This is a genomic window from Dyadobacter sp. CY312 (assembly GCF_021390535.1).
Lineage (GTDB): Bacteria > Bacteroidota > Bacteroidia > Cytophagales > Spirosomataceae > Dyadobacter.
Map to the genome: position 1 here is coordinate 242758 of NZ_JAJUXG010000014.1, position 25241 is coordinate 267998.

Annotated in this window: 36 protein-coding genes and 1 pseudogene; 19 read left to right on the forward strand and 18 right to left on the reverse strand. The window is 43.7% G+C overall.

Features of this window, described 5'->3' with window-relative positions:
• Positions 1-76: 76 nt before the first annotated feature.
• The 6 genes from LZG71_RS20775 (at position 77) to LZG71_RS20795 (ending at position 2528) form a co-directional block, all read left to right on the forward strand.
• The gene (locus tag LZG71_RS20775) at positions 77-532 is read left to right on the forward strand and encodes a DUF1801 domain-containing protein (RefSeq protein WP_233823623.1); all 456 of its coding nucleotides are present in this window, start codon (positions 77-79) and stop codon (positions 530-532) included.
• Positions 533-698: 166 nt separating this feature from the next.
• Positions 699-1166 carry an SRPBCC family protein gene (locus LZG71_RS20780; protein ID WP_233823625.1) on the forward strand — a complete coding sequence of 156 codons (468 nt, stop codon included), beginning with the start codon at positions 699-701 and terminating at the stop codon, positions 1164-1166.
• A 17-nt stretch (positions 1167-1183) separates the two neighbouring features.
• A complete protein-coding gene (locus LZG71_RS20785; protein WP_233823627.1) occupies positions 1184-1744 on the forward strand; it encodes a YdeI family protein in 561 nt (186 codons plus the stop codon).
• Positions 1745-1777: 33 nt separating this feature from the next.
• Positions 1778-2137 carry an iron chaperone gene (locus tag LZG71_RS20790; protein WP_233823629.1) on the forward strand — a complete coding sequence of 120 codons (360 nt, stop codon included), beginning with the start codon at positions 1778-1780 and terminating at the stop codon, positions 2135-2137.
• Between the two features lie 13 nt (positions 2138-2150).
• On the forward strand, positions 2151-2273 hold the full coding sequence (locus LZG71_RS30625; protein ID WP_310587769.1) for a hypothetical protein: 123 nt from the start codon (positions 2151-2153) through the stop codon (positions 2271-2273).
• Positions 2274-2279: 6 nt separating this feature from the next.
• A complete protein-coding gene (locus LZG71_RS20795) occupies positions 2280-2528 on the forward strand; it encodes a hypothetical protein (protein ID WP_310587770.1) in 249 nt (82 codons plus the stop codon).
• Positions 2529-2664: 136 nt separating this feature from the next.
• Here LZG71_RS20795 and LZG71_RS20800 read toward each other — a convergent pair whose 3' ends face one another.
• Positions 2665-3225, reverse strand: coding sequence for a T9SS type A sorting domain-containing protein (locus LZG71_RS20800; protein ID WP_233823631.1), 561 nt, complete (start codon positions 3223-3225; stop codon positions 2665-2667).
• Positions 3226-3327: 102 nt separating this feature from the next.
• A pseudogene (locus LZG71_RS20805) lies at positions 3328-3408 on the reverse strand (ATP-binding protein); the annotation flags it as partial.
• 31 nt (positions 3409-3439) lie between these two features.
• Here LZG71_RS20805 and LZG71_RS20810 point away from each other — a divergent pair.
• The gene (locus LZG71_RS20810; RefSeq protein WP_310587773.1) at positions 3440-3523 is read left to right on the forward strand and encodes a hypothetical protein; all 84 of its coding nucleotides are present in this window, start codon (positions 3440-3442) and stop codon (positions 3521-3523) included.
• A 62-nt stretch (positions 3524-3585) separates the two neighbouring features.
• Positions 3586-3879 (forward strand): hypothetical protein, encoded by a 294-nt coding sequence (locus tag LZG71_RS20815; RefSeq protein WP_233823633.1) that lies wholly within the window; start codon positions 3586-3588, stop codon positions 3877-3879.
• Between the two features lie 123 nt (positions 3880-4002).
• On the opposite strand, the gene LZG71_RS20820 is transcribed toward LZG71_RS20815, so the two are convergent.
• Genes LZG71_RS20820 through LZG71_RS20835 form a run of 4 tightly spaced genes read right to left on the reverse strand, consistent with a single transcriptional unit; the run spans position 4003 to position 7968 of the window.
• Entirely contained in the window at positions 4003-5106 is a 1104-nt protein-coding gene (locus LZG71_RS20820; protein WP_233823635.1) for a glycosyltransferase family 9 protein, read from the reverse strand.
• Positions 5099-5680: an HAD-IIIA family hydrolase gene (locus tag LZG71_RS20825; protein ID WP_233823637.1), complete on the reverse strand. Its 582-nt coding sequence runs from the start codon at positions 5678-5680 to the stop codon at positions 5099-5101. Before LZG71_RS20825 ends, LZG71_RS20820 begins: the two co-directional genes overlap by 8 nt.
• A complete protein-coding gene (locus LZG71_RS20830) occupies positions 5667-6989 on the reverse strand; it encodes a glycosyltransferase (RefSeq protein ID WP_233823639.1) in 1323 nt (440 codons plus the stop codon). Before LZG71_RS20830 ends, LZG71_RS20825 begins: the two co-directional genes overlap by 14 nt.
• On the reverse strand, positions 6964-7968 hold the full coding sequence (locus LZG71_RS20835) for a glycosyltransferase family 4 protein (RefSeq protein WP_233823641.1): 1005 nt from the start codon (positions 7966-7968) through the stop codon (positions 6964-6966). Before LZG71_RS20835 ends, LZG71_RS20830 begins: the two co-directional genes overlap by 26 nt.
• 372 nt (positions 7969-8340) lie before the next feature.
• On the opposite strand from LZG71_RS20835, the gene LZG71_RS20840 reads away from it, so the two are divergent.
• The 6 genes from LZG71_RS20840 to LZG71_RS20865 all read left to right on the forward strand — a co-directional run bounded on the left by LZG71_RS20840 (position 8341) and on the right by LZG71_RS20865 (position 13711).
• Positions 8341-9678: a carbamoyltransferase N-terminal domain-containing protein gene (locus LZG71_RS20840; protein ID WP_233823643.1), complete on the forward strand. Its 1338-nt coding sequence runs from the start codon at positions 8341-8343 to the stop codon at positions 9676-9678.
• On the forward strand, positions 9596-10057 hold the full coding sequence (locus LZG71_RS20845; RefSeq protein WP_233823645.1) for a carbamoyltransferase C-terminal domain-containing protein: 462 nt from the start codon (positions 9596-9598) through the stop codon (positions 10055-10057). The genes LZG71_RS20840 and LZG71_RS20845 overlap by 83 nt, the downstream gene beginning before the upstream one ends.
• On the forward strand, positions 10057-11043 hold the full coding sequence (locus tag LZG71_RS20850) for a glycosyltransferase family 2 protein (RefSeq protein WP_233823647.1): 987 nt from the start codon (positions 10057-10059) through the stop codon (positions 11041-11043). The genes LZG71_RS20845 and LZG71_RS20850 overlap by 1 nt, the downstream gene beginning before the upstream one ends.
• Positions 11040-12044 (forward strand): glycosyltransferase family 9 protein, encoded by a 1005-nt coding sequence (locus LZG71_RS20855; protein WP_233823649.1) that lies wholly within the window; start codon positions 11040-11042, stop codon positions 12042-12044. The genes LZG71_RS20850 and LZG71_RS20855 overlap by 4 nt, the downstream gene beginning before the upstream one ends.
• 260 nt (positions 12045-12304) lie before the next feature.
• A complete protein-coding gene (locus LZG71_RS20860) occupies positions 12305-13141 on the forward strand; it encodes a response regulator (protein ID WP_233823651.1) in 837 nt (278 codons plus the stop codon).
• A 51-nt stretch (positions 13142-13192) separates the two neighbouring features.
• A complete protein-coding gene (locus LZG71_RS20865; RefSeq protein ID WP_233823653.1) occupies positions 13193-13711 on the forward strand; it encodes a response regulator in 519 nt (172 codons plus the stop codon).
• Here the strand turns inward: LZG71_RS20865 and LZG71_RS20870 are convergent.
• From LZG71_RS20870 to LZG71_RS20890, 5 genes are all read right to left on the reverse strand, one after another.
• Complete coding sequence (locus LZG71_RS20870; RefSeq protein ID WP_233823655.1) at positions 13677-14090, reverse strand: hypothetical protein; 414 nt, start codon at positions 14088-14090, stop codon at positions 13677-13679. The genes LZG71_RS20865 and LZG71_RS20870 overlap by 35 nt on opposite strands.
• A gap of 151 nt (positions 14091-14241) precedes the next feature.
• Positions 14242-14547, reverse strand: coding sequence for a hypothetical protein (locus LZG71_RS20875; protein WP_233823657.1), 306 nt, complete (start codon positions 14545-14547; stop codon positions 14242-14244).
• Positions 14548-14694: 147 nt separating this feature from the next.
• Entirely contained in the window at positions 14695-15249 is a 555-nt protein-coding gene (locus LZG71_RS20880) for a DUF4142 domain-containing protein (RefSeq protein ID WP_233823659.1), read from the reverse strand.
• Positions 15250-15275: 26 nt separating this feature from the next.
• Positions 15276-15755 carry a hypothetical protein gene (locus LZG71_RS20885; RefSeq protein ID WP_233823661.1) on the reverse strand — a complete coding sequence of 160 codons (480 nt, stop codon included), beginning with the start codon at positions 15753-15755 and terminating at the stop codon, positions 15276-15278.
• A gap of 22 nt (positions 15756-15777) precedes the next feature.
• Complete coding sequence (locus LZG71_RS20890) at positions 15778-16920, reverse strand: zinc-dependent alcohol dehydrogenase (protein ID WP_233823663.1); 1143 nt, start codon at positions 16918-16920, stop codon at positions 15778-15780.
• 209 nt (positions 16921-17129) lie between these two features.
• Between LZG71_RS20890 and LZG71_RS20895 the strand changes: the two genes are divergently transcribed.
• On the forward strand, positions 17130-17591 hold the full coding sequence (locus LZG71_RS20895) for a hypothetical protein (RefSeq protein WP_233823665.1): 462 nt from the start codon (positions 17130-17132) through the stop codon (positions 17589-17591).
• A 59-nt stretch (positions 17592-17650) separates the two neighbouring features.
• On the opposite strand, the gene LZG71_RS20900 is transcribed toward LZG71_RS20895, so the two are convergent.
• The 3 genes from LZG71_RS20900 to LZG71_RS20910 are packed head-to-tail and all read right to left on the reverse strand — an operon-like array spanning position 17651 to position 20258.
• The gene (locus LZG71_RS20900; RefSeq protein WP_233823667.1) at positions 17651-17899 is read right to left on the reverse strand and encodes a hypothetical protein; all 249 of its coding nucleotides are present in this window, start codon (positions 17897-17899) and stop codon (positions 17651-17653) included.
• Positions 17896-19200: an amine oxidase gene (locus tag LZG71_RS20905; protein WP_310587771.1), complete on the reverse strand. Its 1305-nt coding sequence runs from the start codon at positions 19198-19200 to the stop codon at positions 17896-17898. Before LZG71_RS20905 ends, LZG71_RS20900 begins: the two co-directional genes overlap by 4 nt.
• Positions 19101-20258: a glycosyltransferase family 1 protein gene (locus LZG71_RS20910; protein WP_233823669.1), complete on the reverse strand. Its 1158-nt coding sequence runs from the start codon at positions 20256-20258 to the stop codon at positions 19101-19103. Before LZG71_RS20910 ends, LZG71_RS20905 begins: the two co-directional genes overlap by 100 nt.
• Positions 20259-20491: 233 nt before the next feature.
• On the opposite strand from LZG71_RS20910, the gene LZG71_RS20915 reads away from it, so the two are divergent.
• Together LZG71_RS20915 and LZG71_RS20920 are read left to right on the forward strand one after the other, a co-directional pair.
• Positions 20492-20743 (forward strand): hypothetical protein, encoded by a 252-nt coding sequence (locus tag LZG71_RS20915; protein WP_233823671.1) that lies wholly within the window; start codon positions 20492-20494, stop codon positions 20741-20743.
• A gap of 156 nt (positions 20744-20899) precedes the next feature.
• A complete protein-coding gene (locus tag LZG71_RS20920; RefSeq protein ID WP_233823672.1) occupies positions 20900-21328 on the forward strand; it encodes a response regulator in 429 nt (142 codons plus the stop codon).
• Between the two features lie 31 nt (positions 21329-21359).
• Here LZG71_RS20920 and LZG71_RS20925 read toward each other — a convergent pair whose 3' ends face one another.
• Genes LZG71_RS20925 through LZG71_RS20935 form a run of 3 tightly spaced genes read right to left on the reverse strand, consistent with a single transcriptional unit; the run spans position 21360 to position 22683 of the window.
• Complete coding sequence (locus tag LZG71_RS20925; protein ID WP_233823674.1) at positions 21360-21899, reverse strand: OBAP family protein; 540 nt, start codon at positions 21897-21899, stop codon at positions 21360-21362.
• Positions 21878-22123 (reverse strand): hypothetical protein, encoded by a 246-nt coding sequence (locus LZG71_RS20930; protein WP_233823676.1) that lies wholly within the window; start codon positions 22121-22123, stop codon positions 21878-21880. The genes LZG71_RS20925 and LZG71_RS20930 overlap by 22 nt, the downstream gene beginning before the upstream one ends.
• Before the next feature lie 38 nt (positions 22124-22161).
• Entirely contained in the window at positions 22162-22683 is a 522-nt protein-coding gene (locus LZG71_RS20935; RefSeq protein WP_233823678.1) for a DUF4142 domain-containing protein, read from the reverse strand.
• A 779-nt stretch (positions 22684-23462) separates the two neighbouring features.
• Here LZG71_RS20935 and LZG71_RS20940 point away from each other — a divergent pair.
• On the forward strand, positions 23463-23648 hold the full coding sequence (locus tag LZG71_RS20940; protein ID WP_233823680.1) for a hypothetical protein: 186 nt from the start codon (positions 23463-23465) through the stop codon (positions 23646-23648).
• A gap of 5 nt (positions 23649-23653) precedes the next feature.
• Here the strand turns inward: LZG71_RS20940 and LZG71_RS20945 are convergent, their stop codons facing one another.
• Positions 23654-24076 carry a hypothetical protein gene (locus tag LZG71_RS20945; protein WP_233823682.1) on the reverse strand — a complete coding sequence of 141 codons (423 nt, stop codon included), beginning with the start codon at positions 24074-24076 and terminating at the stop codon, positions 23654-23656.
• Between the two features lie 198 nt (positions 24077-24274).
• Here LZG71_RS20945 and LZG71_RS20950 point away from each other — a divergent pair, with 198 nt between their 5' ends.
• Positions 24275-25234 (forward strand): manganese catalase family protein, encoded by a 960-nt coding sequence (locus LZG71_RS20950; RefSeq protein WP_233823684.1) that lies wholly within the window; start codon positions 24275-24277, stop codon positions 25232-25234.
• Positions 25235-25241: the final 7 nt, after the last annotated feature.

The window sequence follows — 25241 nt, forward strand, 5'->3', positions numbered from 1 at the left end:
AGTATTGTAAAGGACTAAGACCTTCAAGGCCATTTATTGAGTTTAACCGAACGGCAACGTTTAAAATACAGAGTATATGAAAGTATCAGCAGCAACAGTAGAAGAAATGCTCGCCAATATACCCACGGATAGATCGGCGGCGTTTAACAGGCTACACGATGTTATTGTAAAGAACCTGCCGGATGGTTTTGAAGCGGCTATTAGTTATGGAGGATTGGGTTATGTCGTTCCACATACCCTTTATCCTGCCGGGTATCACTGTAAACCCAGTGAGCCGCTTCCTTTTGCCGGTATTGCTTCGCAAAAAAACTCTATCAATTTTTACCACATGGGTATCTACGCCAATCCTGAACTGCTGACATGGTTTCGCACCGAATATCCCCAACATTGCAAGCAAAAGCTGGACATGGGAAAAAGTTGTATCCGCTTTAGGAAACCAGATGATATCCCATATAATTTGATTGGTGAATTAATGAAAAAAATAAGTGTGAAAGAATGGGTCAATATCTATGAGACTCAGATGAAAAAATAACATCTAAACTCGGAATCAAGGAAAACACCCCATGGCATTAACTAACCTAAGTAAGGGAAATTAGCTATCTATTTTCGGATGCTTTTTATTTCATTGAACGAAATAATCAAAAGTGAAAGTGACCAGGCCTAGTTCATTATTAATTATACATCCCAAAACCATAACGATGTCCTTAACAAATCAATTTGCAAAAGCTGAAATGCTTATCCGAAAACCAGTTAGTGAAGTTTTTGAGGCTTTCATTAATCCGGAAATCACAACTAAATTCTGGTTTACAAAAAGTACGGGCCGGCTTGAAGTAGCCCAGCCCGTGGAATGGACCTGGGAGATGTATAATGTGACGATCCCGATTACTGTAAAGGCGATTGAACCCTTCAAAAGGATATTGATCGAATGGGGAAATCATAACGACCTAACTTCGGTGGAATGGACGTTTTCGGAACTGAGCGCAGATACTACATTTGTGTGCATAGTAAATACAATTATTGGTGATGATATAGAAAAAGCAATGGCTATGGTGAGAGATTCCACGGAAGGTTTTACGTTGGTCCTTGCGGGATTGAAAGCATTGCTGGAATACAATATTACCCTGAATCTTGTTGGAGACAGATTCCCAAAGGGTTTAAATTCGTAATTGTAAAAAATACTGACATGCAAAATGATATTGTCTGGAGCGAAGAGCTAAGAGTGGTGGCAAATATTCTTAATAAGGCTCCGTTGGAAAAGGCCATTAAATGGGGAGCACAGGTGTTCACATATGAGGGCAGGAACGTTGTGAGCTATGGAGGGTTTAAAAATTACTTTACAATCTGGTTTTACAACGGTGTCTTTTTGAAAGATCCATATCAGGTGTTGGTCAACGCCCAGGAAGGAAAAACAAAATCCCTTCGCCAGTGGCGCTTCGGTTCAATGGCTGAGGTTGATGAAAACAGAATATTGGAATATGTTTTGGAAGCTATCGAAATAGAAAAGCAAGGTTTAAAAATCATCCCTGAAAAATTTGCGCCGATGCCGCTGCCTGCTATACTGGAAGATGAACTGCAACGTGGTGCATCTTTAAGAGCCGCATACAAAAATTTAACTCCAGGCAAACAAAAAGAATATTGTATATATATCCAAGAGGCGAAACAGGAAAACACAAAAGCCAAGCGTGTACAAAAGATTAAGCCTATGATCCTTCAGGGGCTGGGGCTAAATGATAAATACAAATAGCAGTCAAAGTATTTTCTTCCAAATAAATCGGACATGGCAAAAACAGACTACCAGGATATCGACGAGTATCACAATTCATTTACGGAAGGTATACAGGCGAGAATGCAGCAAATTCGGGGAATTATCAAAACTGTTGCTCCGGAAGCCAATGAGGTGATCAGCTACCAGATTCCCGCTTTTAAAATCGGTAAAAATTTCCTGATTTACTATGCAGCATTTGCAAAGCACATTACACTCTCCAGTCCGTGGAGCGCGACATTTTTGAAGCTTTTTGAAACTGAATTAAAGGGATTTAAAGTAAGTAAATCGGTGATCCAGTTCCCTGAAACAGACGCACTTCCACTTGATTTCATCAGACGTATTGTGGAATTCAGAAAGGCAGAAATAAACTAAAAAAAATACAGACATGAGCGAATTACAACTCGGAGCATTCTCCATCAGTCTTACAGTGAAGGATATCCATGCATCCAAAGCATTTTACGAAAAACTGGGCTTTGAGCAAAGAGCCGGAAACATTGATCAAAATTAGGTCGTGTTGAAAAACGGCCAAACCGTTATCGGACTGTTTCAGGGCATGTTTGACAAAAACATGCTGACTTTCAACCCCGGCTGGAATCAGGACAAAGAGTCTCTGGACGAATTTACCGACGTCAGGAAAATTGCTAGTCAACTTTCGGTCGCTGGTATACCTTTAAATGAAACGCCAAAAGGTGAAAATGGACCGGCTTACATCATGCTCACGGATCTCGACGGCAATCCCATTCTGATTGACCAGCATAGATGAATTTTTAAGGAGTGGTGGGAGGCAATTTGCCGACGAACTTGACTTATAAAGTGACTTATAAAGTGACTTATAAAGTCTACAGGACAAATTCGGGTCCTGTAGATTTAGTATCAAAAATCCTTCTTTCAAAGTGTAATCACTCAATAATAAGCCTGGTTGTTTTCAGTATGGCTCCGATTTGCTCAACTCTGACAGTATAGACTCCGCCGGGAAGTTTTTTTACGTTTATTCCGGATTCGGATAAATAACGGGAGTTCAGTACCACCTGACCATTAGCATTGATTATTGATATCCCGATCGGAATTACGGTATTCAGACCTTTTACATACAACGCGTCAACGGCCGGGTTTGGATAAAGAGTCACGCCTATATTCTCAAACTCTACATGCTGTATATGGCTAAATGAGAAACTGCCGTCCTGATCAACCATTTTTAATCTGTAATAATTCAAGCCCAGCAGGGGTGAGACGTCCGTAGTCAAATAAGTAATGCTTCCTCTATTATTTCCTACCGCCAATTTACTTCCGATCTGGTTCCAGGTTTGACCATTTCCACTTCGTTGGATGTCAAAATGACTCGCGTTTGCCTCCTCGGTTGTCGTCCAGGTCAGAACAGTTTGATTTGCTTCTTTTAATGCACTGAACTTTTCGAGAATAACGGGAAGTGCATCGGTCTCGTCGAGGGAAATACCTATCAAAGTCACATCGTTGGATATTCCGTTGATGCTGACCCCGTACCGGGCATACTGACCCCCTTTAATTTAGGTTTTGATCTGAGAGATTCTGATGGGCTGACAATTTTACCGTTTTTTTCTTAAACTTTCACCTTTTAGTTCGATCCGGTATGAAGTATGGACTAATCGATCTAATATCGCATCAGCATTATGCTAATGTTTACATAATGCCGACGCAATTTTAGATCGAATTGTTTTTTCTTCCCACCGCATTGAGCTAGAAGGAGATTCATTAAGAAAGAAAAAACAGTTGAGTACTTAAATTTAAACTACTATATTGTAAACGGAAAGTGGCCCAATGATTCCCGAAACGCTTGGCCCTATATGCTCCGAAACGCCTGCCCCCTTATCTCCGAAATAGACAGGCTATGTGAGATACTGGTAGAACAGGGTGCCGCATTTTCACTTGTGAAAAACAACTGGAAGTACATCGAACCCGCCAAAGGACCCAAAGTCCAGGGTCTTACCAATATTGAATCCGGCACGGATGAAGCGCCTCAATTGTATGATCTCAAAAGTGACATCGGCGAGAAAAACAACCTGGCCGGTAAACATCCCGAGATTGTAAAAGAGCTGGCCGCCCTGCAAAAAATCCGGGATGACGGACAGAGTAAGTAGGTTTTAAAATATCTGATACCGTCCACCAGCAGGAATAAGTTGCGGTGGACGGTAATGAATATTGAAGTTCAGCCCAAAATTATTTTTTTGATTTCGTTGAACAAAAAAACTGATTTGTAGCATCTAAAAAAAATCCGGCAGATTCTTTAACTCTCCCTCGCCTAAAAGCATCTTGAAAGTATCCAAAACCCAATTCGGCTCAGGAACAGGTAATGTTTGGTTGTAATATTTGGAAGCGACATGGCTGATAATTGCATTTCGGCTTTGTAAATGTTTTGGTACAGAATAAGGAAGGATTTCGTGTTCACTTTTCCAGGGCGTATGTTGCGGATTGGTTTGTGCGTAGAGCACAACAATGGGAGTTTGAGTGGCTGCTGCTACGTGAATTGTGCCAGTATTGACAGAAACAACGCCATGAGCGCCATCAATCAAACAGACAAACTCGCCGACCGTAAATGCACCCGCAGTGCATATTGCCCGTTGTCCAATTGCTTTCGAAATGGTTTCAGCCAGTGCAATTTCTTTGGCTGAACCGGATATCAGCACCGGCATATCGTATTCGGCAACGATCATTTTTCCAATTTCAATCCAATGCGAAACCGGATATTCACGCTTCGCCTCTGAAACGCCTGGGTGTAAAACGATGTAAGATGTACCGGGAGGATCAGGCAATAAATCATATAGCTTTTGATAAAACAAGTGTTTACACGAAAGCTGCAAATTCAGTAGCAAATGGTCATTGCTGGTTACTGCTCCAAGCTGGTTCACCAGATTTAAATCCCGCTGAACCTGGTGCAAAATACATTCGTACGGTTCTCTGTCGGGAATCCAGTGAGTGAGTAAGTCGTATGGATTCTCCCTTGCATACGCGACCCGCACCGGAATTCCTGCCATATATAAAAGCATGGCGGTTGGCAACGCACTTTGGCTGTAAACGGTAAATATGACGGCCGCATCGAAATTCCTGCTTCTGATTTCCTCTGTAAGTTTTAACAATCCCTCTTTATCCAAACCTCCCGATCCTACCCATGGCAAATCGGTGATCATCACATCGTCCACGCAATCCAGATAGGGTGTAATTACTGCTCCTGCTGCGGATGTGAGTAATGTAATGTGGCTGCCGAAGGTTTCTTTTAGCGCCCGCATTGCCGGAGAGGACATGATCACATCGCCCATGTTGTCGGCTCTCACGCAGAGCACATTTCTGTAAGCGTTGTGTTCATGCATAGCAGCGGACCGTTTGCGAAACAATATATCTGGTGGCTTCTAAAAAATCCTTTGCAGCAAAGTCTGGCTCCCGATTAATTCCTGATAACCATTCCGATTCATTTCCGTTGTCGATTAATATGGTACGGCAACCTGCTTTGTTTCCTGCTTCAACGTCGTTCAGTATATCGCCGACCATCCAGGAATTAGACAGGTCAATGTTTAGATCGGAAGCAGCTTTATGAATAAGTCCGGGCTTCGGTTTCCGGCAAGAACATGCATTGCTACTTGTATCCGGCAAATGTGGGCAATAGTAAAAACCTGACAGAAGCAAATCATTTTCAGCAAATTTCTCTTCAAAATACCGGATCAATAAAGCCAGGTCTGGCTCGGAAAAATATCCCAGTGCAATGCCCGGCTGGTTTGAAATAATGATCAGTTTAAAATCTTCATCCTGCATCCGGCGAAGCCCGTCGAATACGCCCGACTCAAAAACCACCAGTTTTGGATCGACATTATATGGTACATCCTTGATGAGCGTACCGTCTTTGTCAAGGAAAATTGCTTTATGAAGCTGCTGATCAGGGTGTGACATAGCTAGCGCTGGTTGTTCTGCGGTGTCTTGATCGTTGTTCGGAGCGTTTCAATTGCAGCAGGTAACGCGGCAAGACATGGTGGGGGTGAATCATCCGTACGTAGAGCCTGCTCATTTCACAGGCGACCGATTCCCAGGTAAAGTTTTCATTCACCCAATGCAATGCATTTTCGCAAAGCAGCCGGTATTTGTCAGGACAGGATATTCCTTCGCGCACGGCACCAGCAAGGGCCTGCGGATCATGCGGCGGAACCAGAAAACCTGTTTCACGATGCCGGACCGTGTATTTAATACCTCCCACATTTGCTCCGATCACCGGCGTGCCGCAAGCCATGGCCTCCAAAGGAGTAATGCCAAATGGTTCATACCAGGGAGTTGAAATGAAAAAGTCCGCCGCCTGGTAGTAATATTTCAATTGCTCACGATCACGCCGACCGGTGAATTCAACGAGATCGGTAACGCCCGATTCGTCAGCAACTTCCCAAAGTCGTTTAAGCTCACTATCATTTTCAAAATCAGGAACATCAGAACATCCGCCCACAACCAGCAACCGTAGCCTGGGGATGTCTTTTAGATATTTTAATGATCTGATTACGTTGTCAATACCTTTTCGTGGCACCATCCGTCCAAGCTGCAATAATACCGTTTCGCGCTGCGCCAAGCCTAGTTTGCGTCGTGCTTCTGCCTTTGCATGCGGGTAAAATTCTTCCGCACTGAAACCGCAGGGTATAATCGTTATTTTTTCAGCATCGGCCTGATAATGTTCGATCAGATCCTGCTTGTCCTGTGGGCATTCTGCGATAATGCTATCGGCGTCATCCACAATCATTTGCTCAATATCCAGTCGTGCAGCCGGGAATGCGTCCTTATCTTTTTGATGCAACATCCTGATTTTGCCCAGAGCATGAAAAGTGATAACATATGGAATACCCAGCTGCATTTTGATACGTGAAGCCACCAATCCTGACATGAAAAAGTTGGCATGTACCAGATCATAATGAGTTCCGGATTCGACTATAAAATGCAGCATCACATTCGTGAATTCATCCATGTAATCAAGCAAAAGCTCCTTCGGAACTTCGTCGGCAGGACCGGCTTGAATGTGAACAACACGAATGTCGAGAAGCCAGTTTACGATGCGCGGCTGGTCGTGCCGGTCCATTCTTGTGAAAATATCAATGGTATAACCCTGTTTGGCAAGTGCTTTACAGATCTCGGCCACATACACATTTTGACCTCCTGCATCTACTCCGCCCAAAACGGCCAGTGGAGACGCATGCTCACTAATGAATGCTATTTTCCTTTTCATAATTGTGAAAGTTTCCCTGAACCGTTTGTTGAATAATGTCTTTCCATTCTCTGGTAAACCGGCCAATATCGAATTTATCAAGTGCAATCTGTCTTGCATTTTCACCCAATGCTTTCGCCAGCGCAGGATCTTCAATCAGCTTTTGCATGTTGTCGATCAGTTTGGAAATATTGGTATCAATAAATCCCGATTCACCGTTTTTGATCACAGTGACATACTCCGTGGTGGCCAGCGCAACCACGGGCATACCCGTAAGCATGGCTTCGCACACGGCCAGACCAAAACTGGTATGTCGGATGGGATTGAAGAAAAAGCGGTAGTGGCTGATAAACTCGGGCAATTGCGGATTGAGCACCTCTCCCAGCCCGCCGGACTGCAATGTTCCCATACCCACCAGATCCAGCGGAACGTGTTTTCGTACTTCGTCAAAAACGTCCCAGCCGGTAATTCTTCCCCGCTGTTCAATGTGGTTGATCACAACAATACCTCTCGGAATATCGCCCTGATAGGCCACCAGAGGAATGCAAACACCATGTTCGATCACATGAATATTCCTGATCGCACCATTATCCCACATCAGTTTGTTGAAATGCGTGACATGTACCATAGTGACGGCCGGATCGGTCATCACATGAAGTGAATTTGTCGGGTGCCTTTCGGGTGTATTGTGCTCTACGTACACACGCGGGAGTTGCTTTTGCCAGTCGGCCAGAATATCGTGCTGATCAATCAGGTAATTCCGCTCCGATTGGAAAAGTATACAGTCGAACTCTGCATTCCTTACCTCCTCAGCGGGTATTTCGATCACGTTCGGACCAAATGGAAAGGTTTCTCCTCGACCAAAATAACCCTCGGATTTTTCTCTTTTTACCGGGATAAAAATGTCATAATCACCTTGCGACAGGTAGTACAGATAACTTCCATGTACGTGCCAGGTCAGTATTTTAAGCCGAGGTTTTTCGTTGCGATTTACATTCATAATTTTCCACATTTGCGCTGAACAGACGCGCACTTGTAAAAAAAATATGCCATACATACAGAAACGCTCTCCTGATTACCAGACTTTTACGGTTATTTATTGAAAAGAATATGGAAACGTCTCTATCTCAGCGCATAGCCCATTTTTTTTTGGTCTAATTATGAAAGAGAAAATACCCAAAAGCTACACGAGATGATTTGGTGGCCAAAAATATTTCAATATCCCATATCCCGGTTTTTAAGATCTTTTTCACTATATGTAAACGCCCTCTCATTCACATCCCGTTTTAATAAAACTCCCATGTGGATCTAATCTGCGACTGGCATGATACTTGTGTAACTGCACGCCTGCAATTCAAACAGATACTCGCTTATGTACATCCTGGGAATAAACGCCGCGTTTCACGATACCGCTGCTGCTTTGGTCAAAGACGGAAAAATTATCGCTGCCGCCGAAGAAGAAAGATTTACGCACATCAAACATGGAAAGCGGCCGGTCCCATTTTCAACCTGGGAACTTCCTTTTCACGCGATTGATTACTGCCTGAAAACGGCGGGCATCACATTGAAGGACGTGGACAGGATCGCTTATTCATTTGCTCCGGATGGAGTGCAGGAATCTACTATTTTTGAGGAAGCACTTTTCGAAGAATCTGATACCGCTATCGCCGTTGGTGCGCGTAACAGCTGGGATACACTTTTTCTCAATTACATACGAAAAGCGCCTGATCAACTTCGGGACGGTTATCCGCATCATTTGCAAAAACGATTTGTGAATGCCGGTAACGTTGCTAACAAATGGGAATTTGTAAACCATCACATTGCGCATGCTGCAAGTGCATTTTTTCCTTCGCCATTCACCAAAGCTGCCGTGCTGACGCTTGATGGTCGCGGAGAACTGGCCACTACCGGATATTTCATTGGAGATACAAACGAGCTGAAACAAATTGACGCTGTGAACATGCCTCATTCGCTGGGCATGCTGTATGAAAAAATAACGACATACCTCGGTTTTCTGCATTCGTCGGATGAATATAAAGTAATGGCGCTCGCATCTTACGGCAAGCCCGTTTACCTGGAAGATTTCCGGTCCGTGATACATGTTGCAAACGATGGACAATACACCATTGACGATTTTGATCCGGCTGCGTTTTGGGGGCCGGGCAGAACAAAGGACGATCCGTTTGACGCGCTTCATTTCGACATTGCGCATTCGTTACAGAAAGCTTTGGAAGAAACCGTATTGAAACTGGTTCACTGGCTGTATGATCAAACCCACGCAGAAAACCTGTGCATGGCGGGTGGTGTCGCGCTAAACTGTGTGATGAATGCCGTCATTCGTGACCATGGGCCTTTTAAAAATGTATGGGTTCAACCGGCAGCAGGTGATTCCGGCACAGCACTTGGTGCAGCACAATGGATTGATGTACAACAAAATGCACTGAATCCGGATCAGCGATATACTTCCCCGATGGAGCACGTTTACTGGGGACCTGAGTACACCGACGGGGAAATAGAAAAGTTTATGATTTGGGCCAAAAATGCCATACAAACGACTTTACAATGTGGCAAAGGAAACAGCCGCAATTCTTGCTCAAGACAAGATCATTGCCTGGTACCAGGGGCGGATGGAATTTGGTCCGCGTTCGCTTGGATCAAGGTCCATTCTGGCATCGCCGATTCACCCGGACATGCAGGCGAGACTCAATGATATCAAGGACCGGGAGGATTTTCGTCCGGTTGCTCCGGTAGCGTTGGAAGAAGATGTTTCCGACTGGTTTGAAAATGCAGGCGTATCGCCGTTTATGCTTTTTGTTTTTCCGGTTAAAGACGAAAAGGCGAACGAAATTCCAGCTGTACGACATACGGATGGCACTGCCCGTGTGCAGACGATCAACAAGGATCAGCACCCTTTATACCACGAATTGATCAAAGAATTTAAAGCAATTACCGGCGTTCCGGTTCTTGTCAATACTTCTTTCAATACCCGTGGAGAACCGATTGTGTGCTCACCGCGCGACGCCATTGAATGTTTCTGGACTTCACCATTTGATGCATTGATCATTAATTCATTCATTCTTCAAAAGTGATGCATCCGCCAAAACTGAGTATTGTAATTCCGACCTACCGGCGCGTAACATTGCTGCGCCGAGTATTGGAAGCTATCCAGGCTCAAACATTTCCTTTACAAGATTATGAAGTGATCATCGTGTCCGACGGGCCGGATGAACTGACGGAAGCTCTGGCAAAGGAAATGATGCAAAACGATTTTGGCCCTCACACCCGGTTTTACAGTTTACCAAAAAAGCAAGGTCCGGCTGCTGCCAGGAATGCTGGCTGGCGAATGAGTGAAGGTGAATTGATTGTATTTACCGATGACGACTGCATTCCTGAATCAGACTGGTTGCAAGCATATCACAACGCTTATAATCTGCATGAGAAAGACTCACCTGTTTGTTTTACCGGAAAAGTATATGTTCCCGTTCGCCCATTCCCTACGGATTACGAAAAGAATGTAGCCAACCTGTCAACCGCTGAATTTATTACGGCTAATTGCGCCTGCAACCGCGAAGCTCTTACAATGGTTAATGGTTTCGATGAAGAATTTCCCATTGCCTGGCGGGAAGATTCCGATTTGCAGTTCAAATTTTTACGTAGCGGCATTTACATTATCCATGTGCCCGATGCCATTACATGTCATCCGGTGAGGGAAGCCCATTGGGGCGTGAGCATCACCGATCAGCGGAAAAGCATGTTTAACGCGCTGCTTTTTAAAAAACATCCGGACCTTTACAAAAAACGAATTTCATCCGGTCCGGTCTGGAGTTATTATCTTATCATTTTTTTGAGCCTTGTCTCCGTTTGTGCATTGCTGATTGGTGCGACAACGATATTTCTGATCAGCCTGGCAGGTTGGGCTTTATTGATCGCTTCATTCATAGTTCACCGCCTTCGTGGCACCGACAGTTCCTTTTCTCACCGACTCGAAATGGTGGTAACCTCGCTGGTTATCCCCTACTTATCGGTGTACTGGACGCTTCGTGGTTCGTGGAAGTATAAAGTATTTTTTCTATGAAATTTTCTCCTGTAACAACCCGACGGATTGCCATTTTCAGAGCATTACAACTGGGTGACATGCTGTGCGCTGTACCTGCGTTCAGGGCATTGCGGGCTGCTTATCCAGACGCGGAAATTACATTGTTAGGATTGCCGTGGGCAGCTTCCTTTTGCAGTCGGTTTTCGATGTATATAAACCGTTTCATTCATTTTCCCGGATTTCCCGGATTGCCTGAACAACCATTTAACGAAGTTGAATGGGCAAAATTCGTGAGGCAAATGCGATCTGAAAAATTTGACCTGATATTGCAGATGCAGGGAAACGGAAACATCGTAAACGCCATGCTGGAAGATTTGCAGGCGGGTTCGGTTGCAGGCTTTCATTCAGAAGGAAATTACCGGAATGACGACCTGTTTCTTGAATATCCAACAGGAATATCTGAAATAGACAGGCATTTACGACTGATTTCACACCTAGGCATTCCAGTGCTTGGTAATGAACTTGAATATCCCATTATGGATATTGAAAAGGAGAATTTATATAGCAAACATCCATTTCTACTTGATGGGGATTGTGTGTGCGTGCATCCGGGATCACGCGGTGCATGGAGACAATGGCCGCCATCGCACTTTGCACTTCTGGCCGATTATTGCGCGGGCATGGGTTTCAAGGTGGTCGTTACCGGAACTTATGAAGAAGCTTCACTTACAAATCATGTAATTGGATTGATGAAATACCCTGCGATTGATCTCACCGGGCAAACGAATTTAGGCGAAATTGGTCAGCTTATTAAGACGGCAAGTTTGCTGATCAGCAATTGTACAGGCGTCTCCCATATCGCCTCTGCCGTACGCACGCCAAGTATTGTCATCAGCATGGACGGTGAACCGGAACGTTGGGGACCGCTGAATACGGATTTGCATAAGACAATAGACTGGACTGTGGAGCAGGATTTTGAGCAGGTACTATCATTGACGCAGCATTTACTGGGCTTAAAGGGGATGGCAATTTGTAGTTAAAATTGATAGCAATAATTTGATTAATCTTTATAGTACTTAAAAATACAAAAACAATACTTGGACATTATGAGGCAAATTTTCTACTGTCACATAAAACTATTATTCACTCCAACGAGAATTGGATTTGAATGTGTAACGTTTAATCAGAATATAAGTGAAAACCAGCCCTGATTGTCTAAATCCGCCAAATTGACAATGTCAGGCACAACTTTTTAGAATATTTTCCGTGTACATCACTCCACGTTAAATATGTGTATTTAATGAAAACGATCTACCCGGCAGATGACGACAAGGATGACCGGATGTTTATTCGAATGGCAATGGAACAGGAAATCTCCGATGTGCGGATTTTGGAACTTAGCTCCGGAGACTTGCTTATTGATGCATTAGAGCAGGAAAAAGCAACTAACACACCGGCAGTCATCATCATGGACATGAACATGCCACGTATGAATGGCCTTGAAACACTTTCTTACTTAAAATCAAATACGTCATACAAACACATTCCGGTGGTGATGTTATCTACCACCTCTGACGAATATTTGGTCCGGGATTCTTACAATCGTGGGGTAAACGCATTTATTGAAAAACCGATTTTCCATCAGGATTTTGCGCGCCTTGTACAGGCTATCGATGTCTGTTTTTTGAATGCAAGCCACCCGGCAGAAAATTCACCTCAACAGTTAAAACGATCAGGAGGTATCATTATCATCGAAGATGACGAAGATCAGCTTTACTTTCTTAGGCTGGCCATTCGTGAAAGTATGCCGTTTACTAACATTTATGAATACACCCATATTCGCGATGTTTTGCTTGACATCAGTCATCATTGGTCAAAATTTACTCCGCCCCCAAAATTAATTCTTATGGATCTATACCTGCCAACCAGTAATAAAGGTCTTGATCTATTGATACAAATTCAACAGCTATTGGTTTTGAAAGGTATGGGCTCATTGCCGGTGGTGGTGTTTACCAATTCAGAAGATCCTGACGATATGAAGGCAAGCTATGCTTCCAACGCCAACACTTTCATGACTAAAAATAGTAATATGATGCACTGGAAAAATGATTTCAAAAATCTTCACCGCTTTTGGTAGAATACTGTTTTGTTTAAATAAAATTGTTAAAACCGAAAACCTGTTCACAAGATGCAAAAGGAAATTTTCATAGTCGAAGACTCTTCCGATTTCCGTCAAATCGTTAGAATGATTTTTACCCGGTTCTTGCCAGACTACCACGTAAGATTTTTTCAGGGTGTGGCAGAACTTTACAAATACATGGTATTACAGTCTGATGAAAATTACAAAGGCAGAAGACCTGCGTTGATAATTATGGATTTGAAAATGCCAACGATTAATGGATTTGAAGCTGTTAAAATGTTACGTCAGACACCATCCAATGTCGTTACTCACTGGCAAACTATTCCGGTAGTGATGTTAAGCAGCATGGCCAGCCAGGAAGATATCAACAAATGCTACCAAATTGGCGCTACATCGTTTTTTATTAAACCCGTCGATTTTGACGAATTAAAACAATTGTTGGTACACATGTGTCACTACTGGGTTGACCACAACAAACTTGCAATAACCTATACCAACACTCGTCCGTCAACAGACCGGCAGAAGGATCAGTCTACTGGTGCGGCACCGCATCTGAACTATCAATAAGTACCAATTGCTTTTCTTCCAGCGACCTGCGTTTTGAACCTTCAACCATGAAATATATTTTTTTACCAAATGCTTCCAGGTCGGAGGTGTACGGGCGCCGGTCCTGATATTTGTTCGCATCCGAAGGCAAATATCCGTATTCGGCATTAAACTCCCGGATAAAAACTGTTAAAGCATAATACATACACTCCCACCATTTTACGTCCTCCGCCCGGCTACCCATTCCCTTCACCTGGGTTCCGATGTAAACGTGCTTTGGAATATGAACACGATAGTTGTACAGTTGACCAGTTTCGAGGTGAAGCATTTTAAATATACCGGAGAAGCCGACAGGCAAGCCATCCAGCACAACCCGCGACGAAAATGTAAGTGTTTTCATTAGATGGACGATGAGTATTGTATTCAGATAGAAAATTTTCGATGAGGATTTTACAATAAATGCATGCCAGAAATCACAATAAAAAACAAAAAAGCGACTTTCGGTCGCCTTTTTGTCATGAATGATACTTTCTATAATACTATTATCAGAGTTACTGACTTTGATGCTTATTAGGCTTATCCTTAGAAGATCCTTTTGTGGTTGTGTCAATATCATGTTTTGTTCTTGTAGAATCGCTGTTCAGATTCGATTGATTTGAAGGATAACCTGACACTTCATTCTGATTATCTTCCCCAACACCCATTGCTTTTCTGCTGTCTGCTCCCGAACTGTCGTTCGGTGTAGTCTGCGATTCCGATCCGCTGCCGCTGGAATTTGTTTCAGAACCTTCTTTCATTCCGCACGACAGCAGAACGACTACCGAAAATGCGAGTATTATATTTTTAAGATTTTTCATGTTATAGATTCGTTAAGTTGGCTCGTAGGGCCAAAGAATTGTGCCTGCATAATAAATAAATTCCAATTGAAAATACCTTAGGTATCTAATCGCAACACGGAGCGCCTGTCTGGTAGCGCTCCGTATTATCATTCATTATCCTCCCAATTACTTAATTGACTCCCGCATCATAACAGCCATATCCAAATGGTGTTTTAAAGTCGGGAGTTTGCCAGATGCAAATGATTTGATCTCATTGTCGTCGCCAATGCTGGATTCTGCCTCGAACAAAGCGATTGTTTCCTGATGAGAAACCACCATCATTTTTGTGTACATGGTGTTAAATGCAGCTCCACTTGCAGAAGAAAGACTGTCGATTTTCTGTTGCTTGGCAGCACTCAATGTGGCAGGAATAGCTACCTGCTTGCGATCTGCAAGTGTCTTCAATTCCTCATTTGCTTTTGTATGATCAGTAATCATCATTTGGCCGTATGTCCGCACGCTCGTTGGGGAGGCGTGAATTACGTATCTGGCAGTATCACCTTTTGTAACGGCAAGTTCACCGGCTTTTACCTCAAACATTCCCCCGTCGGCCGCGTTTAGAATAAATGTTCTATCAGTTGCGGAAACTGCATCGGGTATGTCATTGTCGTTATCCTTCATGCAGGAGCTGGTGACAAACAGAACCCATGCAACGCAGATTATTAGATTTAACTTTTTCATGATTTTCTTATTTATGTTAATTGAAATTATTTCCTTCTCAGCAGTACTACCACCAAGGCAACTACTGCAATGCCGCAAGCTGCTTTTTTAGCTAAACCCAACGGATTATGTTTTAACTCGGCATGTCCACCCAGCTCGGTAAAAAGGTCCAGCACATGTCCTGATTTGAAATCATCAGCTACGCCTTCGAACATTTGTACGCGGTCAGCAAGCAGCAACGCAAGCCAATGCATGGCATGGGATTCACTGTATTTAAAGGCGTAACGACGGATTTTTCCGCTCACTCCCGAAGGCGGAACCGGCGTTCCAAACACAGCTGAAAGTGTGGGTCGTTCATTTGATTGCAGGATTTCCACCATCGCCGGCTGCTGGGCTGGTCTTTCCCAAATCATGCCTTTGTTGTCGTTCTCAGTCCGGTGTTTCATTGGGTAAGCCGGTACGTCACTGGGGTTTTGGTCAATCCCCCACCCTTTTATATGGCTGTAATCTTCAAGTATTTTTTTCATAATAATTTTGGTTTCCGGATGATTATGGAATCAGGACTGTTTTGATACAATTATCTAGTTTGGCAGAAAAAATGTGATACGCATCGGCGACTTCTTCCAATGGAACACGATGCGTAATAATCCCTTTCGGATCAATCCGGCCAGCTCTTACATGCTCAATCAATCTCGGTAAAAGGCGTTTGACAGAAGCTTGATTAGCTCTGATTGTGATTCCCTTGTTTACTACATTGCCAATAGGAATGATATTTCCGGTTGGCCCGTAAACACCTACAATCGAAACGATTCCTCCTTTTTTTACAGAATTTATTGCCCAGTGCAAGGCAGTTGCTGACCCTGCCTGTAACATTAATTTTCGTCCGGTAATGGTTTGAATTGCACTTCCGGCAGCTTCACAGCCTACGGCATCAATACAGACATCGGCACCCAACCAATCGGTCGTTTTTTTGATAAAAAGCACAGGATCTTCCAACGACCTGAAATTGTAGGCCTCACATTGCGCATACTTCCTGACGAATTCCAGACGGTATTCTATGTGATCGATAACGATGACACGACCAGCTCCAAAAAGCCACGCACATTTCGCTGCCATAATCCCGATTGGTCCAGCTCCAAACACCACCACCGTGTCGCCAGGTTTAATGCCGGCCATTTCTGCTGCCTGATAACCAGTTGGTACCACGTCGGTTAATAGCACCGCATCATCATGACCCAGGTCATCAGGAATGACCATCGGACCCACATCCGCATACGGAACCCGTACGTACTCTGCTTGTCCGCCATTGTATCCTCCGGCAGTGTGGGAATACCCAAAAATACCGCCGACAGCCGTTGCCTGTGAATTGGATTCGTGGCAGTTTCCGTAAAGTTCCTGCTCGCAAAACACGCATTTACCACAAGAAATATTAAATGGAACAAGTACGTTATCACCAACTTTCAGGTTACGGACATCAGCGCCAACTTCTTCTACCACGCCGATAAACTCATGTCCAAATGTAGATCCAACACGCGTATCCGGCACCAGACCATGATACAAATGAAGATCCGACCCGCAGATACAGGAACGGGTAACCTTCACAATTGCATCGCCGGAATGTTCGATCTCCGGCATAGGACTGTCGCGATCTGCGCGGATGCGATAGGGGCCGCGGTAATTCATTGCTAACATAATTCAGTATTTAAAATTGATGTTGAAAGAAATCAGATGGCGCGCTCACTTAAAAATCATGCCAATTCATTACCCAACAGGTGCAATAAATTGTTTTGGAAATACTGGATACTTGCAATCCATTTTCTACGGTGGCTACTTCATGGCACACGTTTTTTACAAGCGGACGAATTGAGCAAATTCGACCTTTCACCTTTATAAAAAAAACAATGAAACCATTCCGGAACACCCTGATATCAGCCGTAACAGCTACGTCTACAATGACACTGTTCAGCTATATCGTTTCAAAAAAAGAAGGAGAGAATTTTAAGGAGCCGAAATTGCTTGGGGATTTTGTCAAAAAATCATTTAATACCAGCGAGAAGGCATCAAAGTCTTTGGGATGGGGATTGCATTTTCTGACCGGAGTCGGCTTTGCCGGTGCTTACAAAGTACTATTGAGCCTTGGTAAAAAGCGCTCAACCGTTAAAAACGGACTTTTGTATGGCTTACTTGCAGGAGGAGCAGGAGTTGTGACATGGAGTCTTTTATTTAAAAACCATCACAATCCACCTAAAACACATCGCACAGGTTTTTACACACAACTCGTGATTGCACACGTCATTTTTGGGTTGACGCTATCAGCCTTTAAAGGTGAAAAAAAGTCGCGAAAGATATCCAAAAGCATTTAATATGACCAACGGATGAGCGACAGCTATTTTCCCACGATCCGGGAAAAGCTACATCCTGTTTAAATTTTGCCCTTCCGATCCCAATAATCTTTGAGAACTGCTCCATTTTTATCTTTGATCAAAATTCTGGAAAAGTATTCACCTCTGATCTTGCCGTCTTCTTTTCGGGTACCAATAAACAGTAAAATGGGATTTCCATCTGCGTCCGTTTTGAAACTGATGTCGTAACGCTCGAACTCATGGTGGATCATTTCTTCCGGAACGTACTTTTTACTTAACTTTTTAACCAGCTTCTCCCCAATTTTCATAAGTAAGGTGTAAATGTGTCTTCAACTTTATTTTCCAGACTACGAGAAATCAATTGCTGCCCAATATGAAGTGCGTCGGCCGATTCCTGATGTAATATGCGGCTGTATTTATCCAAAAAATCATGATCCCAAAGGCCCGAATGATGCCAGATTTCGGGATGATCCCAGTCGGGCCGATCTATGATGGGATACAAACAAACTCCGAGCAAAGGCAAATCACGCTCAATGAGTTTCACACATTCCGACGAGATCATGCTAATCCAGCGAGGCCGGTCCTCTTTTGGATGGCTTGTTTCGGATAAAATAAATGGCTTCTCATATCTGAGGTAAGCACTTTCCAGCAAGTCGGCCAGGTCACGCCAACGCGGATCGGGAATGGGGTCCGTCCAGCATAAAAACTCGTAACCGCCTATGATCCACTGGTTGTTATAGTAATAATTAAAACCTAGAATATCCACAAGATCCTCACTACCACCCAATTCCGGACACAGGCGACCACAAAGCATATCTACGGTTTGATACTGCTGCGCGTTTTCAACTTCTGCCTGAAACAGTTCTTCGGTTGTCGGATTCAGACCTGGCACCATATTCACCAGCGGCTCTGTTGTCACAATCCTGACCTGCTTGCTGATCGATTTCATTGCTTTAATCCCTGCAATGTATGCACGCACAAGTGCGTATTTTACCTTCCAGCCAGAGTCCGTGCAGTATGGTACGGTAGCGCCCGCTTCGCCGCCAAGCCACGAAATAAAACTCACTTCATTGATTGGCGTAACATACAGGATTTCGCCCGGATTATGATTTACATAAAAATGAACGAAGGCCTCACAAAGCGCCACGAATCGGGACGTAAAATGCGGATGGAAGGGGCTAAGATCAGTGGGATAACCAAAATGGCAAATGTCCCAAATCTGCTGAACACCCGTTTCTTTACCGGCCATCATCATACTCAAAACCGTGTTGAAGTTGTATTGATACGGTAAATATTCAACCACACTCCACCTGATTCCTTCCCGCACTGTCCGTATTCCCAGGGAACCGATGCGCGCGTAATCCTCCCGTATAATATCCAGATGACCGGTAATTTGAAGCAGATCCACCCTATCCCCACTTGCATTCAACTGATCGGTGCACTCAAAGCCGGCCATCCAAAAGCTTTTAAATTTTATGTTCATCTCTCCGGCTGTTTGATTCAACATAATCAACTGACGTTTTTTAAGCTTCTGACCAAAACGACTGGTTTGGATTCTTTCCAGACCTTTTGCATCAATTGCAGCATGGATGAGAATGTATCTTCCCACGATTTATCCGCAAGAAATTCATCTACACTTTTCAGCCACTGCCTATCTGCCGAATTAGTCAGTTCGTACTCGATCGCCGCTATAAATAATTCGACATCGCTGCCAATGCTTACCAACCCCATTTCCTCATAAGGGGCAACTACATCCCTGATCGCGCTGGAAACAACCGGCTTTCCGGCAGCAAGATATTCGGGTGTTTTTGTTGGGCTGATAAAACGGGTGGATTCATTGAGCAGGAATGGAATCATTGCCACGTCCCAACCAGAAAGATACGCAGGCAATTCGTTGTAACTTTTGGCTCCGAGATAATGAATGTTATCCGCAGTTGGCAACTTCGATGGGTTTATCTTAACAACAGGTCCGATTAGAATAATGTGCCAGTCGGGACGCCGATTCGCAATTTCCCGGATCAATTCCTGATCAAAACGTTCATCTATAACACCGTAAAAGCCAAGTTTTATTCCCGAAATAGCAGCCTGGTCTGCCGGTGGCGTAATGTTGTTCCTCGCCGCTCCAAAATGTACCTTATCTATACTGCTTGGAAACGCATGGATATTGTGGTGGCTATTCTTTTTTGCTTCGTAAAGACTCACTCCGCCAGTAAAAACAAGGTCGGCTTTTTGAAGAAGTTTTTGTTCCACATATTTGATGTTCGGAGGTGCAAAAGCGAATGCAGCCAGCTCGTCCATGCAGTCGTATACGGTTATTGCCGGAGCAAACATGCCTGAAAACTCATAGGCCATTGGTGTGTAATACCAAAAGATAAAGTTGCTGCAATCACGCTTCTCAAAAAAGGTAACGAGCAGTATATTCATCATTTTAATGATATCATCTGGTGTGGAACCGACAGGCAAATGAGGCAGGCAAACCCATAATCCGGCCTGTTTTTTCTTAAATGAAAGGTAAGGTTTGTCCGGGTTGTCAAACACGGGTTCTTCCAGGAAATAAACATTTCCTCTTTCAGCGAACCGTGTCATAAGGTGTTGCGGGCGCTGGAATACAAAATCCCACCTGAGGTGGGAAAAACATAGCAGGTCTTTTGGCGTGTTGGTGATCATATTTAAAACAGATTAAGTAGTAAAAAGCTGACGCCCCATTGATAAGAATTATGCCAGAACCTCATCAAATATTTCCCAATAGCGAACACGCTGTGCCACAGCATGATTAGATATAACCATCCGAAATTTTCCACAGGATATTACAACCAATAATGACCACACCTCAATTAATTCCCCAATATGTGCAGGTACGATTTTTAACAACAAGGCGCCTCACTAAAAAGTTAAACGATATGGAAAATCTGACAGATGGTACACATGGCGAGGGCAAGGTGGCCGAGGCAATTGAAGAACAAACAGCAAAATTACCATCGGATATATTCCTTTGGGCTGCCCTGGGCTCCATGGCCACATCGCTGGCATTGAAAATCGCAGGAAGAAAACATACAGCTTTGTTTGTTGGGCAATGGGCCGCACCTTTTTTATTACTTGGAGTATATAACAAGATCGTGAAAACCCAGGGACACGACAAAGATGATGAGTAAATCGTGCAGGAGATTTTGATTAATAAAATAGTTACCAGTCAAACTCCTCAATTCGCAATCTGCCTGCCGTAACGGTTCAACTGAAACATCAGTTCCGGTACTGTGGGCAGATTTTTGCTATAAGTTTTTCCCGAGATCTATTTGCACTCATAATTTATGACACGCGAAATATTTGTTGTTGACGACAATGCCGACTTTCAGTTTATTTTTTTCAAACTGCTGAAAGAATTGAAAAGGCCATATGCTGTGACGTTCTTCGAAAACGCCAAAGCCTGCCATCAGCACATGCTGACCTTACAATTGAAGAATGCGCCGGTAAGACCGTCTCTCATCCTAACTGACCTGCACATGCCTGGAATGAATGGACTGCAATTACTGAGAATGCTTAAAAGCAGTCTACCAGCTAACGATACCTCAGTATACGAACCAGCCGTAGTGGTCATGAGTAGCTATATGCCCGATGGACAGGTGTTGCAGTGCTACGAGGCAGGTGCAGATGCTGTGATCATGAAGCCGGCTGATTTTGCATTGTTAAAGATGACCGTCGAGTCCATTTGCAACTTTTGGCTCGAAAGAAAGATTTGAATTAAAATCGTCACGTTTTGATTCACAATTTTTATTTCTTCCGATGCATATCCGCCGCAGAATCTGATTTATTCGAAATAATCAGCTGCCTCACTTCCCTTTTTTGCCATGCATTGGCATCGGGATCCGGCTTTGGCATCGGAATATTCCGACGATTTTCTTTTATTTTTTGTGTTGAAATTCCAAACCGTTTGTCCCGATCTGCAAGCAATTCCGGATGCAATTGTCCTTCTTTTGTGAATCCCATCATAATCATGGGTATACCTATTGGCAACGTCCGCTCCTGATCGGTATGCCAGGTGTGAATCGTTTTCCCATAGGTTGAAACCAACTTTTCCATCAGTTCGTGTTCGACAACGAGAGGAATTCCGGGCGCGATAAGCGTGCCTGAACTCACCTCAAAACTGTGACTGTGCCATAACTTCTTTTCTTCCGAATCAAGTTTTTCAAACATCCGCGCTGTGATGATGTATTCAACTCCCATAATCTTTGCATCTTCTTCATTTCCGTCAAAAATAATTGCCTGATACAAATCCTCATTCAGCTGACTTACATAATGGTGCGCCTCCATCTGGGCGTTGATGTTACCATTGAAAAAGTGAATCCGTCAAGATAAGTACTAAATTTTTTAAGAGGCGTTTTGGATTGCAACATGTCAGCACCCGCAGTAAGCACCTTATCTTTTCCGGTTTTTCCATCTCCCGGCGCTTCTACATTAGACGAAGTATTTCCTCCACCACAGCCGAAGGAAATTGCAACGAGTATAAACAGATAAATGGCATCAGACTTTTTCATCCCAAAGCTTAATTGTAAACCGAATTGAAAAAAATTACTCAATGTCCTGAGCCTTTTGTCTTATTTGGAAACAACTCCTGAGCCATTTTCAAATGATGTTTTAATGCTGGAATTTTTGAACCTGCCCACTTTTTGAAGTCCGGATCATTACCACCACTCGATTCAGTCTGGAAAAGTCCGACTGTTTCTTCATGTGAGGCAATCATTATATTCATGTAAAGCATGTCGAATTGCTCACCAGTTGTAGCAGCGAGGCTGTCGTACACCTGCAGTTTTGCCGTGCTAAGCGACGATGGAATGGTGATCTGTTTCTTGCCAGCCAGCGCTTTTAATTCACCATTCACCTTCGTGTGGTCCGTAATCATCCTTTTAGCAAAATCCTTAAATTTTGGCATCGTCGCATTTTTGGTGGCAAGTTCACCAAGCTTTACTTCCAGCATGCCGCCATCTGCGGCAGCCAATACGAATTCCTTGTCAGGTGAATCGCTTTGGAAACGATCAGAAAAAGCCAATACCCCGGCTAGCACAATACAGGAAATAATAAGTACACTCGTTTTCATAAGATGAGTTGGTTAACTTGAAAAATTCGCAGTGGGCTAGTAAAAACTATGCCAAAGAGGAATGCCCGCTAATGCAGATTTATTGATAAATGGGGAAATTGGAATCTGTATAAAATACTTGAAGACCGTACTACGCCAACCTGCTTCTGGCACAGGAATTTACAAGTGCCCAAGCATTTTTTCTATCCTTAATTCCTGATTTTATGAAATCCAATAAATGGTTGATCGTGATAGCTGTACCGCTGCTTTTGGTTGGAGCGGGTTTTTGATGGTGGAAGTCGCCGGGATCTGACAAGGCGAAAGATAAAGCAGTAAACAAGGTGATGCCAACAATTGGGGTTGCTTCTGCTCAAATTACAGATAGCGATGCGGACCGAATTAAAGTAATTAGTAAAAACACGGTCTTCAATCCGTTGACATTGAAACAGAAAAACTGAACTACACGATTTACATAGATTCTGTGAAGGTGATTGAAGGTGCCTACGAAAAGCCGATCAGCATTCGTTCTTCCGGCAGCTCAACTTTGACGCTGCCAATGCAATTACTGTCCAAACCGATGGCAGAGGTCTTGAAATACTTTGAGGACAAGAAATAGATAGTGCGAATTACAGCATTGAAGCATCTTTCGAAGTGGACGTGCCCATTGCCGGCGAGCGTAGGTTCACAATGAACGTCACCAAAAGACTCCCTGCTTTCAGAATTCCAAGATCAAGGTAAAATATGAGCGGAGTTTTGGAAAAGATTATAAACATCCTCGCCAAGGAAGTCAGGATGTTTCCATGCATGCGAGGGTTACGGACGGAAACATGCTAAAAACGGGCTGGAAAATGCTGACGGATAAAAAGGATACGAAATTCACAGGGGCGCTGGATTCTGAGAATAAAATGTTAAGCAAAAGCAAAATGTCTACAATAATCACCGGCACGCTTGATGAAATTGTAAATGCCGTTAAGAAAGTGAAGTGATAGCTTTAATAAAAACCAAATTCCTTACCTGCCGACATCATCTCATTATTCGTCAATTGATCGTTTGTGGTAAGGTTTATATCTTCTCTACCTAAAACACTGTAGTCCAGTAGCGTACTAAATATCCTGCCGGTTCTTGAAAGAAATGCGCCAAGGTATCTTCTGCGGCTTAAATCTCCTTGTTTAAGTAATTCTTCTGACTTATCAATTTTCTCCATTGCTCTGTAAATCACGTAAATTTTTGTCTTCTTATACTCTGCGGAGTCATCGGGTAGCTGCACATCAGATATAATCCTTTTGAAAAATACCGGTTGCCAGTTGGCAACCCAGGCATCGTCCGGCAGGTGTTCAACCACTTGCGGCTGGCAAAATGTCAGGGCGTATGTGAAAGCAAGTAAACCTGCTGCAAATCTGATACATGTGCACATTTCATAATTGTTCGTTTTTTTAAAATCGCCGTGCACCAATAAAAATCCTGCCAGAAGCGCCCTGAAAATTACTTCATACTAGAACTTGTTCAATTCCCCACAAGTGTAGAATAAGTATTCTCACCAGGCCGCGATTCCAATGGCACAAGTTTTTACAAGGGGCGGGATTCTCATTTGAAAAACCAAACCAATTACACCATGTTTTATCACGTAAAGGAATTACAATTCAATGCGCGGGTCTCGAAGCCGGACCCGAAATTTGCACGTTTGCTACTCGAACAATTTGGAGGAGCTAACGGAGAGCTCAAAGCAGCAATGCAGTATTTTGTACAGGCATTCAGCGTCAAAAATCCGTATCCGGACAAGTATGATTTGTTGATGGACATTGCTACTGAAGAGTTCAGTCACCTGGAAATTGTTGGCGCTACCATTCAAATGTTGTTGAGCGGCGTGAACGGTGAGCTCAAAAATGCTTCCGACGAATCAGAGATTATGAAACTGCTGGACGGACAGGAGGCGAAAGAAGACTTCATTCACGAAGCAATTATCAACCCGCATTTTGGAGTACTTACCGGTGGCGGTCCTGCGCTGACGGACAGCAACGGAATTCCCTGGACGGCGGCTTACGTTACTGCAAACGGTGATCTGACGGTGGATTTGAGGTCTAACATCGCTTCGGAATCCCGTGCCAAAATCGTCTATGAATATCTGATGAAGTTCACGGATGACGAGTATGTAAAAGAAACACTTCGCTTCCTGATGACTCGTGAAATTGCACATTATCAGATGTTTGAGGCGGCACTAGCCACGATTCAACCTAATTTCCCTCCCGGCATTTTGCAAGGAGATCCGCGTTACAGCAATACTTACTACAACATGTCGAGCGGTCAGGATGCGACTGGTCCGTGGAATCAGGGCATCAGCACACAACTTGGCGAAACCTGGCAGTATATCGAAGATCCATTGCAGCAGGTATTGGAAACGGAAGGATTGACCAATCTGGCGCCAACCGGGACCGACCGTACTCAAAAAACTATAAAAGAGCTGGAAAAAGAATTGAGCAAGCTGCGTAGTGAAGAAATCATAAGTGCAACTGCCGAAATCGACCAGCAGTGGAGTACTTACGACAAATTCGGCGGCATAGCCACGGAACTTTAACCAACAC

Excerpts from the sequence above, each read along its gene's own strand:
- LZG71_RS20775 (WP_233823623.1), top strand. The coding sequence starts at position 77 with ATGAAAGTATCAGCAGCAACAGTAGAAGAAATGCTCGCCAATATACCC.
- LZG71_RS20780 (WP_233823625.1), top strand. The coding sequence starts at position 699 with ATGTCCTTAACAAATCAATTTGCAAAAGCTGAAATGCTTATCCGAAAA.
- LZG71_RS20785 (WP_233823627.1), top strand. The coding sequence starts at position 1,184 with ATGCAAAATGATATTGTCTGGAGCGAAGAGCTAAGAGTGGTGGCAAAT.
- LZG71_RS20790 (WP_233823629.1), top strand. The coding sequence starts at position 1,778 with ATGGCAAAAACAGACTACCAGGATATCGACGAGTATCACAATTCATTT.
- LZG71_RS30625 (WP_310587769.1), top strand. The coding sequence starts at position 2,151 with ATGAGCGAATTACAACTCGGAGCATTCTCCATCAGTCTTACAGTGAAG.
- LZG71_RS20815 (WP_233823633.1), top strand. The coding sequence starts at position 3,586 with ATGCTCCGAAACGCCTGCCCCCTTATCTCCGAAATAGACAGGCTATGT.
- LZG71_RS20820 (WP_233823635.1), bottom strand. The coding sequence starts at position 5,106 with ATGCATGAACACAACGCTTACAGAAATGTGCTCTGCGTGAGAGCCGAC.
- LZG71_RS20825 (WP_233823637.1), bottom strand. The coding sequence starts at position 5,680 with ATGTCACACCCTGATCAGCAGCTTCATAAAGCAATTTTCCTTGACAAA.
- LZG71_RS20830 (WP_233823639.1), bottom strand. The coding sequence starts at position 6,989 with ATGAAAAGGAAAATAGCATTCATTAGTGAGCATGCGTCTCCACTGGCC.
- LZG71_RS20835 (WP_233823641.1), bottom strand. The coding sequence starts at position 7,968 with ATGAATGTAAATCGCAACGAAAAACCTCGGCTTAAAATACTGACCTGG.
- LZG71_RS20840 (WP_233823643.1), top strand. The coding sequence starts at position 8,341 with ATGTACATCCTGGGAATAAACGCCGCGTTTCACGATACCGCTGCTGCT.
- LZG71_RS20845 (WP_233823645.1), top strand. The coding sequence starts at position 9,596 with ATGGAATTTGGTCCGCGTTCGCTTGGATCAAGGTCCATTCTGGCATCG.
- LZG71_RS20850 (WP_233823647.1), top strand. The coding sequence starts at position 10,057 with ATGCATCCGCCAAAACTGAGTATTGTAATTCCGACCTACCGGCGCGTA.
- LZG71_RS20855 (WP_233823649.1), top strand. The coding sequence starts at position 11,040 with ATGAAATTTTCTCCTGTAACAACCCGACGGATTGCCATTTTCAGAGCA.
- LZG71_RS20860 (WP_233823651.1), top strand. The coding sequence starts at position 12,305 with ATGAAAACGATCTACCCGGCAGATGACGACAAGGATGACCGGATGTTT.
- LZG71_RS20865 (WP_233823653.1), top strand. The coding sequence starts at position 13,193 with ATGCAAAAGGAAATTTTCATAGTCGAAGACTCTTCCGATTTCCGTCAA.
- LZG71_RS20870 (WP_233823655.1), bottom strand. The coding sequence starts at position 14,090 with ATGAAAACACTTACATTTTCGTCGCGGGTTGTGCTGGATGGCTTGCCT.
- LZG71_RS20875 (WP_233823657.1), bottom strand. The coding sequence starts at position 14,547 with ATGAAAAATCTTAAAAATATAATACTCGCATTTTCGGTAGTCGTTCTG.
- LZG71_RS20880 (WP_233823659.1), bottom strand. The coding sequence starts at position 15,249 with ATGAAAAAGTTAAATCTAATAATCTGCGTTGCATGGGTTCTGTTTGTC.
- LZG71_RS20885 (WP_233823661.1), bottom strand. The coding sequence starts at position 15,755 with ATGAAAAAAATACTTGAAGATTACAGCCATATAAAAGGGTGGGGGATT.
- LZG71_RS20890 (WP_233823663.1), bottom strand. The coding sequence starts at position 16,920 with ATGTTAGCAATGAATTACCGCGGCCCCTATCGCATCCGCGCAGATCGC.
- LZG71_RS20895 (WP_233823665.1), top strand. The coding sequence starts at position 17,130 with ATGAAACCATTCCGGAACACCCTGATATCAGCCGTAACAGCTACGTCT.
- LZG71_RS20900 (WP_233823667.1), bottom strand. The coding sequence starts at position 17,899 with ATGAAAATTGGGGAGAAGCTGGTTAAAAAGTTAAGTAAAAAGTACGTT.
- LZG71_RS20910 (WP_233823669.1), bottom strand. The coding sequence starts at position 20,258 with ATGATCACCAACACGCCAAAAGACCTGCTATGTTTTTCCCACCTCAGG.
- LZG71_RS20915 (WP_233823671.1), top strand. The coding sequence starts at position 20,492 with ATGGAAAATCTGACAGATGGTACACATGGCGAGGGCAAGGTGGCCGAG.
- LZG71_RS20920 (WP_233823672.1), top strand. The coding sequence starts at position 20,900 with ATGACACGCGAAATATTTGTTGTTGACGACAATGCCGACTTTCAGTTT.
- LZG71_RS20925 (WP_233823674.1), bottom strand. The coding sequence starts at position 21,899 with ATGGAGGCGCACCATTATGTAAGTCAGCTGAATGAGGATTTGTATCAG.
- LZG71_RS20930 (WP_233823676.1), bottom strand. The coding sequence starts at position 22,123 with ATGAAAAAGTCTGATGCCATTTATCTGTTTATACTCGTTGCAATTTCC.
- LZG71_RS20935 (WP_233823678.1), bottom strand. The coding sequence starts at position 22,683 with ATGAAAACGAGTGTACTTATTATTTCCTGTATTGTGCTAGCCGGGGTA.
- LZG71_RS20940 (WP_233823680.1), top strand. The coding sequence starts at position 23,463 with ATGCATGCGAGGGTTACGGACGGAAACATGCTAAAAACGGGCTGGAAA.
- LZG71_RS20945 (WP_233823682.1), bottom strand. The coding sequence starts at position 24,076 with ATGTGCACATGTATCAGATTTGCAGCAGGTTTACTTGCTTTCACATAC.
- LZG71_RS20950 (WP_233823684.1), top strand. The coding sequence starts at position 24,275 with ATGTTTTATCACGTAAAGGAATTACAATTCAATGCGCGGGTCTCGAAG.